Here is an 18751-nt window from a genome sequence, read left to right on the forward strand (position 1 = left end):
TCACCTATTCTTATAGGTATGAAGATCAACATGAGAACTATCCAACAGGCCCTCAATATTGGGCAAAGGGTCTACCGCGAATGGAATAAATACCAAAATAAGAAGGCGCGTGAAACAGCCAGGCAGCAGTCACGCTCCACCAACCAGCCAGCTGGGTACGCCCCACCCAAAGAAGAGCAAAGTGGCAACTTTGGTAATTTTAGTCGCCAGCAGCAACCCCGCACTGCTCCCCCGGCAAATCCTTATGCACGGTCTAACCCCTATGCAGACCCAGGTGCTACTTCTGGCTCCACCTCTGGGAGCTGGCAAGCAGGAGGATACCCCGGGGACTACTTTGGTAGCCTACCTTTTGATTACTCACCTGTTCCGGACGGCAAAGCTGACCCCGGTGAGGTTGTGTGGGCCTGGGTTCCCTTTGAAGAGGATTACCAGCAGGGCAAAGATCGCCCGGTTGTGATTGTTGGTCGCGAGGGAGACTACCTTTTGGCTCTCATGTTAACCAGCAAAGACCACAACAATGCGGTGAACAAGGCTTCGAACTACATAGATATCGGTAGCGGAGTCTGGGATAAGGAAGGTCGCGCTTCGGAAGTGAAGCTGGACCGCGTAATTCGCCTGAATTCTGATGGAATCCGCCGCGAGGGCGCCATCATGCCCCGTGAAACCTTCGACCTCGTCTCCAACGCTTACCGTCAGCTTTAAACCGGAGTTCTAAATGTTGCCCGCATCTCTGCCCAAGATGAGGGTAAGCCTGTTAGAGTTAATCCTTGTGTGTCCGATGGTCATCGGGCACTGCTGTTCGATTGCCATAGGCATCCCCACGCCGCTCAGTCGATGATCGAACAGCGAAGCCCTCACCGACCAATTAGACAAAAACAGAAAGTTTTTACACCGTGGCTAACATTAAGTCTCAGAAAAAGCGTATCCTCACCAACGAAAAGGCTCGTCTGCGTAACAACGCAATCAAGTCCGACCTCAAGACCAGCCTACGCCGCGTCAACGAGGCAGTTGAGGCGCAGGACGCAGCAGCAGCAACCGATGCTCTGCGCACTGCAAGCCGTAAGCTTGACAAGGCTGTTTCCAAGGGTGTTCTTCACAAGAAGAACGCTGCAAACAAGAAGTCAGGCCTCGCAGCTCGCGTAAACAAACTTTCCTAATTTTTCTCTGCCAGCCCCTCTAGCTGGCTGTCTATTTAGCGAAGTGACACGTTGCCCCGCTGACCATTCACTGGTCAGCGGGGCAACGTGCTTTAAGTTTAGGATGATAATTCTTTCTAATGATGCTGGGAGGCACGGGAAACAGCAAGCACTGCTTTTCCCAGGGGATAGAGAGCGTCAAGGTTCTCCCCCTTGAGTGCAGCGTCAGTGTCAGCCAAAACCTGCATAATAGCCGCGATATCCTCAACCGAGTAGCGTCGTGAATCCCGAATGGCTACTTCGACCTGCCAGGGCGCCATTTTGAGATTACTGGCTAGCTGCTGAGCGCTCCCCCGAATGCCGTGAACTTTAGCTATATTGCGCATACGCAAAGCTAGTGCGCCCAGCATAGGGATAGGGTCACTACCGGTGTCTAGAGCCTGACGGAGCAGCTTAACAGCGTCTCTACTATTACCCGCCACAGCAGCGTCGCTCACCTTAAAGGCGGTCACTTCAGTACGTCCACCGTAGTAACGGTCAACAACTGAGATATCAATGGTATCGGGGCCATCTGCATGCAGTTGCCGGCAGGATGAAGCTAGTTCCGCTGTATCAGAAGTTGCTTGCGCTAGAGCCTGTGCAGCCTCGGCAGTAATCTTTTTGCCCAGTGCTCTAAACTCATAGAGCACAAAGTCTGTCTTATCTTTTTCGGTTTTCAGCGGCTTGCATTCGACCAGGGGGAAGGCGCGGGAAGCTCGAACGGTGTCAATCAGCTTCTTACCGCGGTTACCGCCGCTATGACTTAATACCACAACAGCCGTTGAGGAGGGGTTCTGGGCATAGTCGAGAGCATCGATGAGAAAAACGTCGCTCATCTGGGCTACATTCTCAATCTCAACGATTTTAGGTTCGTCAAAAAGGGAAGGGCTGGTGATGACGGTGAGCTGGCCGCTCCTGTAATCCTTAGCGGACAAGGTAGCTAGTTCATAACCACCTTCACGCTCCTGATACAGTTCCCGCAGTCGTTCCTTAGCACGTTGAGCAAAGTAGTCATCTGACCCGTAGAGCAGGATCAACGGTGCCAGTTCTACTGTTCTCCAGCCGTTAGCGTGGCCGGTATTTGCTCGTGATGTGCGTGCCATGTGCCTCCTTAGGTGCCCTCCTATTCTGGCAGACTTTTTCATTCTCTGCAGAGCATCTATTGCCCCTCTAGGGTTACTACAATTTCATGATCTCGTTGTTCCAGTGCGATGCTGCCGCTTTGGTCAGTCCTGACTACAGACACCCCGTGTTGCTTTAGGTAGTCCGTGATGACTTGATGAGGGTGGCCGTAGTCATTACCCCGCCCTGCGCTAATCAGCGCCAGGGCTGGGTTTGTTGCACCGATGAGCTGGGTGCCGCTTCCTCGAGATCCATGGTGCGCTACTTTCAGGATGCTAGCTTCTAGATTCTCTGGCTTCGGGAGGAGACGACCGGCGGCTGCCTCTTCAAGGTCACCCGTTGTTAAAACTGTCAGTGGTTGCTCCCCACCAACACGAAAGTGCAGAACTAGCGAACTGTTATTAACCAAAGCACTGCTGCCCTTCTCCCCCGGTACCCTATCGAGGCTATCTGGCGGCCACAATACTCTGACCTCAGCATCCGTGCCTAAGGAAAGCTCTGGGATGTATTCATCTGAACTGGCTAACTGTGTCAATTCAATGCCCTGAGGCACTTGGGCAGGGTCAAAATGTGCTGACGTAAAAAGGCGAGCTATGGGGTAGCTTTCCGCCAGCTCGTTTAGGGCGCCATAGTGGTCACGGTGCTGGTGGGTTATGAACACAGCGTCTAGCCTCTCAACCTGGGCCCACTCTAGGCAGGCTTCTAAATCGCTGTAGCTATCCCCCGTATCAATAAGGGAGACCTGGTCTTCCACGGTACGCACCAGGTGGGCGTCCCCTTGACCGACATCGCAGGTAATCCACTGCCAACCGTCCGGCGCCTGGGCAGAACTCGTCTTCTGGTTGAAGAGGCTCAGTGCAAGGACACAGAGTAAAAGACAAACTGAAATGATGAGTCTGCGGCGGTCTTGGGGCGATGTTGCGCTCACTTTCTGCTTACCTGCTTTGACAGGATTGGCTGGCGAACTGGTGGCGGTCTGTTGAGTCTGCTATCTGCGACTATGATTCCCGCCGTGAAAAGGGCAACCAGGGTAGTGCTGACCGCAACTGTCTGTGGGCTAGCTGGCAGGGCTACGGAGCTTGCAGGCAGGTGGGTAACCCAAGAGGCCACTGCGTGCACACTGCCCGCTAGTAGCTCACCAGCCCAGAAGAGAAAGGACACGAGGAAGCTAGCCCAAGGGCCTAGAGCCGCACCGATGAGGAGAAGGAGCCCCACGAAGGTTAGGGGGGCAACCATCGGAGCTACCAGTACATTAGCTAGCACGGTGTAGGGGTAGACGGCATCGGACAGCAAGAGAATGAGCGGTGCGCACCAGAGCGCTGCTGAGAGTGGAATGGCAATGACGTCTGCTAGAATTCCGGGCAAGAATTTGGAGGCCAACCTGCGTAGTGCTGGCGCCAGGAAGAGTAGGGAGGCAGTGGCGATGACAGAGAGGGCGAACCCATAGTTACTGGCTAGTTCTGGAGAGAGGACCAGCAGAACTAAAAGACAGGTGCACAGGGCTGTTACGCGATGAGCACCGTGCCCAAGCACCATACCTAAGCCGCCCAAAATACCCATGACCCAAGCTCTGAGGACTGAACCGTCCAACCCAACCAAGCCGACATAAACGGTAGCGGAAATCAGACCAATAAGAACCAGTGCGTAACGATTAATACGAATTTTTTGCGCAAGACGGTAAGAGACCACAAATACTAAGGAGATATTAGCCCCCGATACAGCGGTCAAGTGGGTTAGCCCCGCTACCCGCATCCTGTGAACAGCCTCAGCACTGAGGGATGAGTCATCACCGTAAGCCATCCCGAGAAGCAACCCGGCAGCGTCCCTTCCTACCTCCTGCACAACCCGCTCCCTGACCATAGTCTTGTGACCGTAAACGGGAGGCGGTGGTACATCAGTGCTTTGGGAGTAAAGTCCTCCTTTGACACGGTAGTAGCTACCATCAACGGTGAGGGTGCCCACCCCTGTTACCTCGCTGCCGGCTTCAAAGCGGCTATCGGTAAAAATACTCAGGGTTAGAAACTGGTCAAGAATCTGCCCCCGGTATTCGAGCTCCCCTATTCGCACTTGTGTCAATGAATCGCCGTAAGCACTGGGAGAGGATGCGAGAACGGAACCGGAGAATCGAACTCCTTGGCCATTGGCCGCGTCCAGGAAGTCCCAGCGCTCCTGGTAACCACGAGCGGTAATGAGAGCGCCCTGGATGCAAGCAAGGAGTAAACAAAGCATCAGGACACCTAACAGCGGTTGCAGTCTGGACCGCCACGAAATAGGCGCCGAGTTTTTGGCCAGTGGCAGAAGAGCTGTTGTTGCAGCTAAGAAGCCCAGACTTAAAAGCGCTGCCCTACTACCGCTCAGAATCCATATAAGGGTAAAAGCCCAAACACAGGTGGATGGGGCCAGCAACCGTGCGTCCAACAGACGAGGTAATTCTCTGAGGTGAAGCTGTCTGTCTCTATCAGAGAGCCAGTATTCCTTAAAGCGCTCCGATCCCCGTACAGCCTTCATAGTGTCACCAAATCTCTGAGATTTTCCATGGTTGCCGGCCCGATTCCCGAGACCTGGTCCAGCTCTTCGATGTTTTTAAACCCGCCGTGCTCCTCGCGCCAGCTAATAATATTTGAAGCAAGCACCGGACCGACCTTTGGAAGGGTTTGTAACTCTTCTTCGGTCGCGGTATTGAGGTTGACCAGGACGTTGGCACCACCAGTAGAAACCTGCCCGGGCGCTGCCCCACCGTCGGTGAGCCCTGTTGCACTCTGAAGTGGGGCTTCACCGGAAGTTGGGAGGTAGATTTTCACCCCGTCAGAGAGCTTATCTGCCAGGTTTACCGCCCCTGTCTCAGCTTCGGGAAGGGCGCCGCCAGCCACCTGAACCGCATCGTTCACGCGACTATCGGGAGGAAGAGTATAAACACCCGGAGCGGCAACAGCACCGTCTACATGGACCGTCAGAGACTCTTGTGGGGCAGGGCTCAAAGACTCCTGCGTCGCTGAGCCACTAGGATATTGGGAAGAGGAGGGAGCAGAGGTAGAGCCGGTTGAAGAAGGAAGCGCGAGTGACACCGTTTCAGTTTGGCCAGGAAGGGAACCTTTAATCGTTGTCCAGAGCGTCAACAGGGTAAGTAAGACCGCCACGGTGGCAATGAGCCCACTGGGAATTTTCCACCGTATGAGGTGTTGATCTGGTGAAGAAGAATGATGAGGGTTTGCTTCTAGCGTTTCCTTAAGGAGGGCGCGGCTACGTTGAGCCGATGATGTGTCTACCCTTGCCCGCTGAGAACCGTAGCGGCGGCTCGTTAGTAGGCGGTCTGTCTCTAGGTCACCTAAAGACTCCTGCGGTCCTATGCTCTCAGCAGCATCATGTAGGATCCAGCCTGAACCATCTTCTCGCCTGCCATGTTTCATGACCCCAGGATAAGCACGGGCGTAAGCCCTGAACTCTAGAACGAGGATCTGTGGATAAGAGCCACTCGGCTGAGAGCTAATGTATCTCGCCAGTTCCCACCCACCTCGGTGAACCTGAGACGAGTCTTTAACCGGTCAGCTACATTCTATCCACAGTCTGATTCACCGATGTAGGGGCTAATACACCACCGCTGCCAGAGCGCCTAAACCTGAGTGGGCAGAGAGCACCGGTGGAAGAGGCAGTAGCTCTGCATCTTCGGCTGGCTCACCCAGCGATCGCTGAAATCCCTGGGCTTGCAAGAGATTACCGCAGTAGTGGACGGCGACGACCCGACCGGTAGGTGCTGGAACACCGGCGGCAAAACGATGAGAGCCCTTTGCCTGTTCAGCGCTGAAGTCTAGGGTAAGTTCGGTGAGCCGTTCAATAGCTTTTGGCGTGGTACGCGGCCTTTCTAAGTAGATCAGCTTACCGTCAAGTACCGTGGCAACTGGCCGTATCTGAAACATCTGTGCCACCATTGCCAGGGCGGGAGCAACGCGGCCGCCCCGTTTGATGGCGTCCAATGTTGGGATAAAGAAGAACAGTTTGACAGCGGCGCACAAGTCCTCTGCGACCTCTACGGCAGTCTCTAAATCATCGGTATTTTCAGTGAAACGGTAGAGGTTTATAACGACCTGGCCGAGTGCCATGGCTAGATTTTCAGAATCGATAACGGCCACCGGTAACTGAACCATATCAGCGGCAACTCGCGCCGCGTCGCAGGTGCCAGAGAGCGCCCCCGAGAGATGAATAGAAATGATACCCGCATACCCTTCGCTAGCAAGCCGTTCGTAAACTTCTATAAGTTCCCCCGGTGAAGCGCCTGAGGTGGTGACTTGTTCCCCCTGGACGTGGGCGGTGACGATAGCAGCATCAATCTCGGCGGAGCTCAGCCCCTCCAGCGGCTGCCCAGCAATGGAAACAGGTAAATCAACCTGGGCCAAGCCACCTGAGGCTGTGGCTTCGGCAAAGAAATCGGCAGGCAAGGCAGCCGAAGAGTCAGTCACGATAGCTATAGAACGCACCGTTCCACTCTACCGCCTCCCGTGAATAGAGAAGAGGCAGACAAGGTCGTCATGACCTTGTCTGCCCTTCAGCTCAGAAATAAAACCCTAAATAACGATGTTCACGAGTTTGGGTGCTCGAACGATGACCTTGCGAATCTCGGCGTCCCCAATGGAACGCTGAACTGTCTCGGATTCCAATGCTAGCTTCTCAAGATCAGCTTCAGAGATGTCCTTAGAAACTTCCAGGCGATCCTTTACCTTACCCTTGATTTGGACGATAGCTGTGACGGTATCGTCTACCAGCTGGGTCTCGTCTACCTCGGGCCAGCCTGCAGTCAGCACGGGGCTCTCGTGACCCAACAGGTGCCAGGTGTCCTCAGCGGTGTAGGGCGCGTAAAGGGAGAGCAGAATCGCGATAGCTTCAGCGGCTTCGCGGACGGCAGGGTCCCCAGCACCAGCACCGGAGTCAATGGTCTTGCGGGTGGCATTGACCAGCTCCATGGTCTTAGCAACCAGCACATTGAACTTGCCGGTTTCAGCCAACTTGGCAGCCTCAAACATGGTGCGGTGCACCAGCTTGTGCAGATCCTTATCACCTTCTGAGCCAACAACGCCAGGGGCGCTGGTAACGTCGTTGGCAACGCGCCATGCGCGGGCCAGGAACTTCTGTGAACCTGCCGGTGACACGTCTGCCCAGTCAACGTCGTCCTCAGGGGGCGAGGCAAAGACCATGACGGTTCGCACGGCGTCCACGCCGAACTTATCGAGCTGTTCACCCAGGTCAACGCCGTTACCCAGTGACTTGGACATAGCCTTGCCCTGGTTGAGCACCTGGCCCTGGTTCATGAGCGCCTTGAAGGGCTCAGAATGGTCAATTAGGCCAAGGTCACGGATAACCTTAGTAAAGAAACGGGCGTACAGCAGGTGTAGAATCGCGTGCTCAACACCGCCCACGTACATATCAACCTGGTTCCACTTCTTCATCTGCTCGGGGTCAAAGACGCCGGCATCAAAGTTGGGTGAAACATAGCGCATGAAGTACCAGGAGGAATCCACGAAGGTGTCCATTGTATCTGAATCGCGCTTAGCAGGCTTGCCACATTCGGGGCAAGCAACGGTGTTCCACGCCTCGGCTGCGGCCAGAGGTGACTGCCCCTTGGGAGCCAGGTCTTCACCGGAGAGGTTGTCGGGCAGACGAACAGGTAGCTGATCTTCTGGGACCAGAACTTCACCGTGCTCTTCACAGTGAATCACGGGGATGGGGCACCCCCAGAAACGCTGGCGGGAGAGCAACCAGTCACGCAGGCGGAAGTTGACTTTACCCTTCCCTGCGCCCTGCTCTTCCAGCAGCTCGATAACCTTGCGGGTAGCTTCTGAACGGTTCAGCCCGTTCAGGGGGCCAGAGTTAATGTGGTTGCCGTCGCCAGCTGTGGCCACGCCGCTTTCAGCGGGGTCTTCTTCACCGGTTTCAACGACGGTAATGACAGGGATATCAAATTTACGAGCGAAGTCCAGGTCGCGCTGGTCGTGGGCGGGCACAGCCATCAGGGCACCGGTCCCGTAGTCAGCCAAAGCATAATCGGATGCCCAGATGGGCAGCTTATCCCCGGTCAGGGGGTTGATGGCGTAGCGACCCAAGAAGACACCGGTCTTCTCACGGTCTGATGCCTGACGATCAATGTCAGAGAGCACCTTGATGCTCTCGCGGTAGTTCTCCAGAGCCTCACGCTGCTCATCGATGACCAACTCGCTTGCCAAATCAGCATCTGCTGCCACGATGAAGAAGGTAGCACCAAAGAGGGTATCCGGGCGGGTGGTGAAAACATCAACGGTAGATGCTTCCTTACCCTCAGTAGCCTCAACGGCAAAACTGACCTCGGCGCCCTCGGAGCGACCAATCCAATTACGCTGCATAGCCAGCACACGCTCTGGCCAGTGACCCTCCAGACCCTTCATATCATCCAGCAGTTCCTGGGCGTAGTCAGTGATCTTGAAGTACCACTGGTTCAAAGACTTCTTAGTGACCTGGGTATGGCAGCGCTCGCACTCACCGTTGATGACCTGTTCGTTGGCCAGAACGGTCTGATCCTTGGGGCACCAGTTGACCTGGGAGTACTTACGGTAGGCTAAACCCTTCTTGTAGAACTGCTGGAAGAGCCACTGAGTCCAGCGGTAGTACTCGGGGTCAGAGGTGTGCAGGCGGCGTGACCAGTCAGCCATAATGCCGTAGCGCTTGAAAGAACCCGCCTGAGTCTCGATGTTCTTGTAGGTCCACTCTTTGGGGTGGGTATTGTTCTTGATAGCCGCGTTCTCTGCGGGTAGACCAAATGAATCCCAGCCAATGGGGTGCAGAACGTCGTAGCCCTTCTGCTTCCAGTACCGGGCAGTGACGTCCCCAATAGCGAAAGCCTCAGCGTGACCCATGTGAAGGTCGCCTGATGGGTAGGGGAACATATCCGCTACATAGCGTGTCTCTTTGCCCTCTTCATTGGTGGGTTCAAAGACCTTAGTATCTTCCCAGTAGGGCTGCCACTTAGTTTCCATCGCGCGAAAATCCCAGGTATTTTCGGTCTGTTCGGTAGTTTCTATCTCAGCAGTCACTTGACTTCCTGTCTGTACGTGTAGGTTGAGTTTTGAGTTTTGGGCGCACGAAAGGCGCCGGCGTCAAAACCTTTGGGTATAGTCTATCGGTTCTCCCCATTTTTCGCCGGAGCGACCAGTTTTTGGACGCCGCTGGGCGGGAGCGGGCAGCGGGGCCGCAACCGCAGCGGTAGAGTAAAGGGGTGAGTGAGAAAGCTAGAGTATCGATGCCCCCTGCCAGCGTTTTTGAGCTACACCCTACCGTCACTTCCCATGGGAAGCTCCACGAAGCCACGGTGAACGGTTCACTCACCCGATGGTGGGAATACGGGGATAGCACCGCTGAAACCCTTGTCTTAATCCACGGTTTTAGGGGGGATCACCACGGGCTTGAGCTTCTAACACAGGGGCTGCTGGACTACCGCGTCCTCATCCCTGATTTGCCGGGTTTTGGTAGGTCTGAACCCATGCCGGTAGCAGAGCATAACGTGAGTACCTATGCCGCCTGGCTAGCGGAATTTCTGGGGCTAACGGGTCAAAACCCTATCCACCTGGTGGGTCACTCATTTGGGTCTATCGTCAGCTCCTATCTCACAGCTACCCGACCCCATCTGGTTCAGAGGCTGACACTCATTAATCCTATCTGTGAACCCGCCCTGGATGGCAACCAGAAACTGATGAGCCGGCTAGCTGAGATGTACTATACGGCCGGTGCGCTCCTGCCTGCCCCTCTTGGGTTCAGTTTGCTGAAATCCCACATCATCACCAGAATCAGTAGCGAATTCATGATGAAGAACAGCCATGCAGAACTAAGGAATTTCATTAACGGTCAGCACGCAGCCTACTTTCGTGCTTTCTCTTCACGCGATGCTGTGCTTCAAGCCTACCGAGCTTCCATCTCATCAACCGCTGCGGACTTCACCCCCACAATCGATCTACCAGTACAGATGATCGTGGCGCAGGAAGATGATTTGGGGAGCATGGAGGGCCAGCGAGCTATGTTCGGCGCTCTTCAGCGGGGCCGTTTAGATGTAATTCCCGAGGTAGGGCACCTCATCCACTACGAAACTCCTCTCCGCGCTGCTGCTCTCATTGCTGATTTCCACCAGGAGCCCATCCGATGAAACTGATGATCGACGCCCGCTACACCCGCATCGGCATACACGACGGTATCAGCCGCTACACGGCGTCCTTACTCACAGCGCTCAAAGACCTGCAGGACGCTGGTCACCCCGCAGTACCGGAGGACCTGCAGCTGGCTATGGTGATTAGTGATGAGCGGCAGTTAGAGATGCTTCCCGAACTTCCTCACGTAAAGATTTGCTCACCCACTTCACCTTTGGAACCCACGGCTGCTCTTCAAATCAACCCTTATCGGCCAGAGGTGGTCTTCTCACCCATGCAGACCCTGGGGCTCGGGGGCTGGGGGCGGAAGTTCAAGTTGATACTCACCCTTCACGATCTTATTTACTACGCCCACCCTGATCCGCCGGGCTTCCTCCCTGCTCCCGTGCGTGCGGGCTGGCGAGTCTTTCACACCACCTACGCTCCGCAGCGATTTTTGCTTAACAGGGCCGACGCCGTGGTGACGGTGTCTGAGACTACCGCGGGTCTGATGAGGCAACACAGCCTCACGAGCAAGCCCGTTCACGTGGTGCCTAACGCCCCCCAGGACAGGATAAAGAGTCAAGACCAAGCGCTGAGCCTACTTCCGCAGCGCACCAAAGATCTAATCTACATGGGATCTTTTATGCCCTATAAAAACGTAGAGACACTAATAGCGGCGATGGGCTCCCTACCGGACTACACTCTGCACCTGCTCTCCAGAATTTCTCCTGCTCGACAGCGCGAACTAGAGCCAAAAGCTGGGCCCAACATTGTATTTCACAACGGTGTCGATGAAGAGACCTATACAGCCTTGCTGGGCACAGCCGCTGCTCTGCTGACCGCTTCAAAAGATGAAGGGTACGGTCTGCCGGTGGTAGAGGCGCAGTCGGCAGGGTGCCCCGTGGTGCTCAGCGATATTCCTATCTTTAGGGAAATCGCCCCCTCGGCGTTCTTTGCTAACGCTAACTTCCCCAGCGAATTTGCACGTGCAGTACGAGATCTTGAAGATCCGCAGGCAGCGAAATATCGAGTTGAAGGTGGGCTAGCTGATGCTGCACGTTATAGCTGGAACACCTCAGCTATTAAACTCCTCAACCTTCTGGGTGAGCTTTAGAGAATATCCAAACCATCGCAGCGCACCTGTACCGGTTCACTTTTTTTGAGCGCTGAGAGGGAGGCCTTGACAGCTCGCAGATGACGGGTGAAATCGTGCCCACGGGCATAAGTAAAGAAGAGAATAGCTCGGTAGATTTCACCGTCTATATCCGGCTCAAGATAGTCACCAGGCTCCTGCAGGGGCACCGGCCCGCTGACCCGAACGTCCTCAGGGATTTCAAGAGAGGCCAGGAAAGTCTCGATACCCTTCTCGCTACCGGTAACAGCCGCAGTACGGACGGCCGGCGGCAAGCCAATATCGTGCCGTTCATCAATCTCCCACAGGGCGTAGCCCATCGGGTCCCACCTCACCAGCGCCTCAAGCACGGGTGAAGGGCTGGCAGTTGTCACTACACGGCCACCAACAGCAAAAGACCGCACCAGAGCTGCAGCGTTAAACCAGCGGCGCAAGGCAGTTTCTGGAGCACGAAGAGAATCAGCCTGCATCATTCGATCAGCATCCAGCAGCAGAGCGGCTGAATACCCTCCTTCTGCAACTGGCTCTCCCCCGGGGGTAGCAATCACCAAAGCAGGTTCAGGGCCAATGGAAGATCTAATATTCTCCCCACTAGAACTAATGACCGGCACATCAGGGAAAGCGCGGCCCAGTTCCTCAGCGGTACGAAGCGCTCCCACCGCACCTGAGCGCCATCTGCGTTCGCCACAGTCCGTGCAGGCCCAGTTTTGAGCTATGCGCCCGCACCACCCGCATTGGGGCAGTGCTTGACCATAAGCCAGTGAAAGGGGGCCACGGCAGTCGCGGCACCGCGCCGGCATGTGGCAGCGCTGGCAGCTGAGGCTAGGTATGTAGCCCGCGCGCGCAACCTGAACCAGCACCGGCCCCTGCTTTAGAGCGTCCTGGGCCACGGCAAAAGCTTGGTGCGGAATCCGAGCTATAGCAGCCAGGGGGTCCCTGGCCAGCTGGTAGTCATCGCCCGTTGGCAGCACCCGTGGAGTGAAAGAACGGATGACCGCGCGATCAGCTGACAGTAAGCTAGCCCAACGGCTCCGTACGAGTCGTGCAGCCTCGCTACTGACGGCATACCCCATGAAAAGAGCCGCAGAATCCGTCAGCGTAGCACGCAAAAGAAGGACGTCACGGGCATGACAGTAGGGCGCGCGCTGTTCAATCAGTGAAGAGTCCCCATCATCCCAACAGGCAACAAAACCAAGATTTTTTATAGGGGCATAGGCTGCTGAGCGCGTTCCAATAACGATGTCTGCTAGCCCCTGCTTGGCACGCAGAAAACTTTCATAGCGCGGGGTGGGGGCATCATTGGCTGTCAGCCGGGTGTAGCGCTCAGGCGGGGTAAGCTGAGCAAGCGCTGTTTCAAGACGCTCCAAACTTTTGAGATCAGGGACAACACCCAGCGCTCCCCTGCCGTGAGCCGCAGCTTGCACAAGGCTCACGGCCATGAGGTCTTCCCAGCCGTGTTCCGGGTGTGAAGGCAGCACGCTCATCACGGCGCGAGCCGCGGCCCCAGCAGCAACATCATCGCAAAATTCTGTGCCCTGGGTGTAGTCTTCAAAGGCCGAAATATCCGGTGCCTGAAGAGGCTCTGGCTCTGCTTCTAAGACCTCATCGGTCATGGCTTTTGCTACCCGGCCTGGCTCTGGCTTTCCCTCTGCATCCTTACTCTCAGATGAACTGACAGACGACGCCGGCGCTAGGTACTGCTGCTCAACACTGGCGACTCGGGGCGGTACAGCTAGGCGCAGGACGTCGGGCACAAGGCCGGCATAACGATCAGCAAGAGCATCGGCCAGCTCAAAGATTTCAGCATCCACCACAGGCAGTGGAGAAACAATCTTATGCAGGGGCACAAGCCTGGTCGGTGAATCGGACCGGGCTACGCGCTCGCGAAGCCAGCCAGTCACCTCCCTGCCACCAAATTTGACCCTCACCCTCACCCCCGGCTGAGCCTCGGCATCAAGCGCGGCAGGTACAGCGTAGTCAAAGAGCCGATCAAGATGGGGCACATGGGTATCAATATGAACCCGCGCAACGGGCAGGCTAACGGCGCTATCTTCTGCTTCGGTTGAACCTGTCTGAGAAGGCAAAGAAACACCGAACCCCTGCAACAGGTCTGGTTGCAGGGGTTCGGTGTTAAAGCTGGTCATGTGGCTAGTTTACTATAGGCCAACAGCGGCTTTCAGCTCGGCTACACGGTTGGTACGTTCCCAGGTGAAGTCAGCTCCCTCACGGCCAAAGTGGCCGTTAGCCGCAGTCTTCTTGTAGATAGGGCGGCGCAGCTCAAGATCACGAATGATGGCCAGCGGGCGCAGGTCAAAAACTTCACGAATTGCCGCCTCAATCTTGTAGACAGCAACCTTCTCTGTTCCAAAGGTCTCAACATAAATACCAACGGGAGTAGCCTGGCCGATGGCGTAGGCAACCTGAACCTCTGCACGGTCTGCTAGACCGGCTGCCACAATGTTCTTGGCTACCCATCGCATAGCGTAAGCAGCCGACCGGTCTACCTTTGAGGGGTCCTTACCGGAGAAAGCACCACCACCATGACGAGACATGCCCCCATAGGTATCAACAATAATCTTGCGGCCGGTCAGGCCAGCGTCACCCACGGGGCCGCCCTGAACAAAACGGCCAGCAGGGTTAATAATGACTTTGGCAGCGCTAGCGTCAAAATTGAAGTTATCGAGGACGGGCTCAATCACGTGCTCACGGACGTCAGCAGCCAGCCGGTCCAGATCGTAATCGGCAGTATGCTGGGTTGAAACTACCACTGTATCAATGGTGACGGGGATGAAATCTTCGTTGTACCCCATAGTTACCTGAGTTTTACCGTCAGGGCGCAGGTCGGGCAGAGTGCCGTCCTTACGCACCTTGGTGAGCTGCTCAGCAAGACGGTGCGCCACAAAGATGGGAGCAGGCATCAAAGCCTTGGTCTCGTTAGTTGCATACCCGAACATGATGCCCTGGTCGCCGGCGCCCTGCTTATCAAGCTCATCTACTGCTGTGCCCTGGCGTTCTTCGAGAGAGGTATAGACGCCTGCGTTGATATCACCGGACTGTTCACCGATAGAAACGGAAACACCGCAGAACTCCCCATCGAAACCGTGGGTTGAGGAGTTGTAGCCAATATCCAGGATAGTTCTGCGCACGATGCTGGGGATATCCACGTATCCGTTGGTGGTTACCTCACCGGCAACGTGTACCTGCCCGGTAGTGACCAAGGTTTCAACAGCAACGTTAGAGCGGGGGTCAGTCTCAAGCAGAGCGTCGAGGATGGCATCAGAAATCTGATCACAGATTTTGTCAGGGTGACCTTCGGTCACGGACTCACTGGTAAAAAGGCGAAGATGGTTATTTTCAGTCACGGTTCTACTGTACTTCTCTTGGTCTAACTGGAGGTAAAGATGATCAATTATTGAGGTGTTGCGCTACATGACGCAGGAGGTCTTCAGAAACTTCATATTTTGTTCCTTGAGTCACCAAGGGCTCAACCTCATTGGCAGAAAGGATGGTCAGAGTATTGACCTCAGTCCCAAAACCCTGGGTGGCGCTCACGGTATTAACCGCTAGATAGTCGCACCCCTTACGGGCTAACTTTGCACGTCCGTAGTCCAACGGACTAGCACTCTCATCACCGGTTTCAGCTGCAAAGCCAACGATAAGCTGAGGGCCAGCCTCTCTGTTAGCTGACCGATGTTCCACGAGCTCTCGCAGAATATCCGGGTTACGCACCAGATGTATGACGGGGTCCTGCCCCGGATCATCGGTCTTCTTAATCTTGAAGTCAGCGTAGTCAGCCGGTCGGAAATCCGCCACAGCAGCAGCCATAATCACAACATCGGCCCCTTGTGCGGCTACTAAAGTAGCCTCACGTAGCTCTCTTGCGCTAGACACACGGGTTACGGTATCGAGACCGGTCGGAAGCTCCACTTCCACATGTGCCGCGATGAGGTGCACACTGGCTCCTAGCTGCTTCGCTGCACTCGCCAGGGCGAAACCCTGTTTACCTGAGGAACGGTTACCCAAAAAACGGACCGGGTCTAAATCCTCACGCGTGCCTCCGGCGGTAACTAGCACGCGGCGTCCTGACAAGGGCACATCAGCCGGGGCCGCTTCATCCACGTCCCACCCTAAAATTGCTTGTGCCTGCGCGAAAATATCGTCGGGCTCTGGCAAGCGACCGATGCCGGAATCAGGCCCCGTCAGGCGCCCAACGGCTGGTTCAATAATGTGATAACCAAAACCGCGCAGAGTCTTAACATTAGACCTGGTAGCTGGGTGCTCCCACATTTGAGTATGCATCGCTGGGGCCAGAATCACCGGAGCATAGGTGGTGAGAACGGTTGCCGAGAGTAGGTCGTCAGCTCGACCGCTGGCTAAGCGTGCCATCAAATCTGCCGTTGCCGGCGCAATGACAACAGCATCGGCTCTCTCTGCCTGGCGCACATGATTGACCTCGGGCACCCGGTCAAAAACATCAACCGACACAGGGTTACCGCTAAGAGCTTCAAGAGTGGGCCGGCCAATGAACTTAAGAGCCGCTTCGGTAGGAATAGCTACTACCTCGTGGCCAGCTTTAGAAAAAAGACGCAGGAGCATCGCTGCTTTATAAGCAGCGATGCCCCCGCCAATGCCGATAATGACGCGCATTGTTTTTAGAAACTATGCCTGTTCGGCGTCTTCAGCATCGACGTATTCCACGAAGGGCTCGTCGATGTAGAAATCTGCACCCAGGAAAGCGCTGGGTTCGTCGTCGTGAATCAGGGTGCCGTTTTCATCAAACTTGCCATCGGGCACGTGGCGAGCTTCAACCAGATCTTCATTAATTTCACGCATAGCCACAGATAGTGACTTCTCGTTGGGCTCTGAATCAACCAGGGGACCTACGTGATCGTAGAGGTTCTCGTGCAGCTGTGAGTAGTAAGCGTTGATCTGACGGGCACGGCGAGCACCGAAAATCACCAGACCATACTTAGACTCAGCCTTCTTAATCAGAGCGTCTGCGCTGGGGTTGATGATACCTTGATCGTTGTGTGCGTTAGCCACGTAAGACTCCATCTTTACTGGACTGCGCCACCGCAATCCGGTGGCAAAAACTCTACTAATACTATAGGCGAACCGATTTTTTGTCACGTAAAACGCAGGCGGCCCAGAGGTGATGTTCCACTAGTGCCGCCCGCGCTGACTCTTTAGCGCTCTACGCCCATGAGTTCAATAATCGCTTCGGCAGCTTCTGGCACCGAATCATTAATGACCGTATGGTCAAACTCGGGCTCAGCGTCCAGCTCAACTTTTGCTGTTTCAAGCCGCATCTGCTGTTCCCTAGCAGATTCAGTACCTCTACCGATTAGGCGGGATACCAATTCATCCCAGCTAGGAGGCGCCAAGAAAATCAGTTGAGCTTCTGGCATGGCGTTACGCACCTGACGTGCGCCCTGCAGGTCAATCTCAAGAAGTACGTTTTTCCCAGCTTTGAGCTGACGTTCAACCATAGAGCGGATGGTTCCGTACTTGTACGAGTTATGCACGGTTGCCCACTCCAGCATCTGACGGTTTTCGACCATTGAGTCAAACTCTTCATCAGAGACAAAGTAGTAGTGGATTCCGTCTTCTTCACCAGGTCTGGGATCACGCGTGGTAGCAGAAACCGAGAACCATACGTCCGGGTAGTTCTCACGAATGTAGGTAGACACGGTCCCCTTGCCTACAGCTGTTGGACCGGCCAAAACGGTGAGTTTGGGTATCTGGTGAGTTTCTGCCACGGTATCTAGCCCTTAACGGTCAAGAAGATTGATGAGTGCTCGACGCTGGTGGATGCCAAGACCACGCAAGCGGCGAGACGCAGCAATATTCAGATCTTTCAGAATATTTTCAGTTCGAACTTCGCCAACACCCGGTAGGGAGGTGAGAAGATCGGTTACCTTCAGTCTAGCGACAGCTTCATCAGTTTCAGCGCGCTGAAGGACCTCTGAGATGGTAATTTGCTTATTCTTAACAGCTTCTTTCATTTCAGCACGGATAACACGGGCTTTTTTGGCCTTTTCACGGGCTGCGGCGCGCTGTTCTTCGGTGAGGGGTTTGAGGGGCATGATTGCCTTCCTTATGTGCGAGGTGTTCACGGTGCGAACATGGAATATACAAATGTGTAATAGCTTTTTTCTTATAGGTAATACCCAGAGGAAATCAAACGAAAGCTATTTGCGATCAAACAATTATAAATTAGCACGTCAGGCGGTTTTTTCAAAGTAAGTTACCCGCGGGTAATATAATTAATATAGAAATGGCGGGGAAGCTTCCTTCCCCGCCATCTTATTCTCATCTAACCCTATCGTGAGGCCGAGTCCAGCTCCTCAGCAGCACGCTGTGCAGCGTCCCTCAAACTAGAACGATGAGGCCCGGCGCTCAGAACACCGCGGCTAGAGTTCACCAGCACTTGGCGCTCAATGCCTTCAAAGATCCTGTAAAGATCCTCGGCTGAAGCCCCCTGAGCCCCGTATCCGGGCGAAAGAATTGGACCGTTGAAGGTAGAAAGATCAATGTTGAGCTTAGATAAGGCCTGACCCACCGTAGCCCCAATGACCAGACCACAGGGGCCCATATTCTGCCAGGCAGAAGATTCATTTTCACGCTGAGCTGCTTGAACAATTGAGCCCGCTACCGACTTTTCAGGCCCCCCAATGTGCTGCACACTCCTTCCTTCCGGGTTAGAAGTAAGAGCTAGCACAAAGGTACCTCGCTGGTTCTTTGAAGCGAGGTCAAGGGCTGGTCGCAGAGATTCAAAGCCTAGATAGGGGCTCAAGGTTACTGAATCGGTGGCCAAAGGCGACGCCTCTCCTAGCCAGGCATCTGCGTACGCAGCCATGGTTGACCCAATATCTCCGCGCTTAGCATCTGCCACCACTAAGACGTCCTGCTGAGCAGCTTCAGCTTGAAACTTCTCTAGCACCGCAAGACCGGCTGAGCCGTGACGTTCAAACAGAGCTACCTGGGGTTTTAGAGCCGCCGAAACGTCCCCGCAGGCGTCCAGAACGGTGAAGGCGAAGTGCTCCAATGAGGCAGCTGTATCTTCAAGTCCCCACTGAGCTAGGAGCCCTGGGTGGGGGTCAACTCCCACGCACAAAGGCCCCTTCTCTGCCATTGCGCGTGAAAGTCGATCACCGAAAGGAAGCACATTGCTCATACGC

17 protein-coding genes are annotated in these 18751 nt (G+C 55.0%); 4 read left to right on the forward strand and 13 right to left on the reverse strand.

The annotated features are described in order from the left end of the window. The first annotated feature begins 30 nt into the window (after window positions 1–30). Window positions 31–702, forward strand: coding sequence for a type II toxin-antitoxin system PemK/MazF family toxin (locus M3668_RS07010; RefSeq protein ID WP_251380108.1), 672 nt, complete (start codon window positions 31–33; stop codon window positions 700–702). Window positions 703–893: 191 nt separating this feature from the next. Next, window positions 894–1157, forward strand: coding sequence for a 30S ribosomal protein S20 (gene rpsT, locus M3668_RS07015; protein ID WP_251380109.1), 264 nt, complete (start codon window positions 894–896; stop codon window positions 1155–1157). A gap of 116 nt (window positions 1158–1273) precedes the next feature. On the opposite strand, the gene holA is transcribed toward rpsT, so the two are convergent. From holA to leuS, 6 genes are all read right to left on the reverse strand, one after another. Then, entirely contained in the window at window positions 1274–2278 is a 1005-nt protein-coding gene (gene holA, locus M3668_RS07020) for a DNA polymerase III subunit delta (RefSeq protein ID WP_251380110.1), read from the reverse strand. A gap of 56 nt (window positions 2279–2334) precedes the next feature. After that, a complete protein-coding gene (locus tag M3668_RS07025) occupies window positions 2335–3225 on the reverse strand; it encodes a ComEC/Rec2 family competence protein (RefSeq protein WP_251380111.1) in 891 nt (296 codons plus the stop codon). Next, the gene (locus tag M3668_RS07030; protein WP_251380112.1) at window positions 3222–4526 is read right to left on the reverse strand and encodes a ComEC/Rec2 family competence protein; all 1305 of its coding nucleotides are present in this window, start codon (window positions 4524–4526) and stop codon (window positions 3222–3224) included. Before M3668_RS07030 ends, M3668_RS07025 begins: the two co-directional genes overlap by 4 nt. A 275-nt stretch (window positions 4527–4801) precedes the next feature. Continuing rightward, entirely contained in the window at window positions 4802–5704 is a 903-nt protein-coding gene (locus tag M3668_RS11025; protein ID WP_285835768.1) for a helix-hairpin-helix domain-containing protein, read from the reverse strand. 177 nt (window positions 5705–5881) lie between these two features. Beyond that, window positions 5882–6751 carry a DegV family protein gene (locus M3668_RS07040; protein ID WP_251380114.1) on the reverse strand — a complete coding sequence of 290 codons (870 nt, stop codon included), beginning with the start codon at window positions 6749–6751 and terminating at the stop codon, window positions 5882–5884. A 105-nt stretch (window positions 6752–6856) separates the two neighbouring features. Then, window positions 6857–9295: a leucine--tRNA ligase gene (gene leuS, locus M3668_RS07045; protein ID WP_285835810.1), complete on the reverse strand. Its 2439-nt coding sequence runs from the start codon at window positions 9293–9295 to the stop codon at window positions 6857–6859. A gap of 239 nt (window positions 9296–9534) precedes the next feature. Here leuS and M3668_RS07050 point away from each other — a divergent pair, with 239 nt between their 5' ends. Both M3668_RS07050 and M3668_RS07055 read left to right on the forward strand, forming a co-directional pair. Beyond that, entirely contained in the window at window positions 9535–10455 is a 921-nt protein-coding gene (locus M3668_RS07050; protein ID WP_251380116.1) for an alpha/beta fold hydrolase, read from the forward strand. Then, the gene (locus M3668_RS07055; protein WP_251380117.1) at window positions 10452–11552 is read left to right on the forward strand and encodes a glycosyltransferase; all 1101 of its coding nucleotides are present in this window, start codon (window positions 10452–10454) and stop codon (window positions 11550–11552) included. The genes M3668_RS07050 and M3668_RS07055 overlap by 4 nt, the downstream gene beginning before the upstream one ends. On the opposite strand, the gene M3668_RS07060 is transcribed toward M3668_RS07055, so the two are convergent. The 7 genes from M3668_RS07060 to pyrF all read right to left on the reverse strand — a co-directional run bounded on the left by M3668_RS07060 (window position 11549) and on the right by pyrF (window position 18747). Next, window positions 11549–13714: a primosomal protein N' gene (locus tag M3668_RS07060; RefSeq protein WP_251380118.1), complete on the reverse strand. Its 2166-nt coding sequence runs from the start codon at window positions 13712–13714 to the stop codon at window positions 11549–11551. The genes M3668_RS07055 and M3668_RS07060 overlap by 4 nt on opposite strands. 12 nt (window positions 13715–13726) lie before the next feature. Beyond that, the gene (gene metK / locus M3668_RS07065; RefSeq protein ID WP_251380119.1) at window positions 13727–14932 is read right to left on the reverse strand and encodes a methionine adenosyltransferase; all 1206 of its coding nucleotides are present in this window, start codon (window positions 14930–14932) and stop codon (window positions 13727–13729) included. A 43-nt stretch (window positions 14933–14975) separates the two neighbouring features. Then, entirely contained in the window at window positions 14976–16217 is a 1242-nt protein-coding gene (gene coaBC / locus M3668_RS07070) for a bifunctional phosphopantothenoylcysteine decarboxylase/phosphopantothenate--cysteine ligase CoaBC (RefSeq protein ID WP_251380120.1), read from the reverse strand. 12 nt (window positions 16218–16229) lie between these two features. Then, complete coding sequence (rpoZ, locus tag M3668_RS07075; protein ID WP_502948956.1) at window positions 16230–16613, reverse strand: DNA-directed RNA polymerase subunit omega; 384 nt, start codon at window positions 16611–16613, stop codon at window positions 16230–16232. A 143-nt stretch (window positions 16614–16756) separates the two neighbouring features. Continuing rightward, on the reverse strand, window positions 16757–17329 hold the full coding sequence (gene gmk, locus M3668_RS07080; protein WP_251380122.1) for a guanylate kinase: 573 nt from the start codon (window positions 17327–17329) through the stop codon (window positions 16757–16759). Window positions 17330–17341: 12 nt separating this feature from the next. After that, entirely contained in the window at window positions 17342–17656 is a 315-nt protein-coding gene (gene mihF / locus M3668_RS07085; RefSeq protein ID WP_251380123.1) for an integration host factor, actinobacterial type, read from the reverse strand. A 236-nt stretch (window positions 17657–17892) separates the two neighbouring features. Continuing rightward, complete coding sequence (pyrF, locus tag M3668_RS07090) at window positions 17893–18747, reverse strand: orotidine-5'-phosphate decarboxylase (protein WP_251380124.1); 855 nt, start codon at window positions 18745–18747, stop codon at window positions 17893–17895. Window positions 18748–18751: the final 4 nt, after the last annotated feature.

Origin of the sequence: Rothia sp. P100, assembly GCF_023712425.1 — a bacterium.
GTDB lineage: Bacteria > Actinomycetota > Actinomycetes > Actinomycetales > Micrococcaceae > Rothia > Rothia endophytica.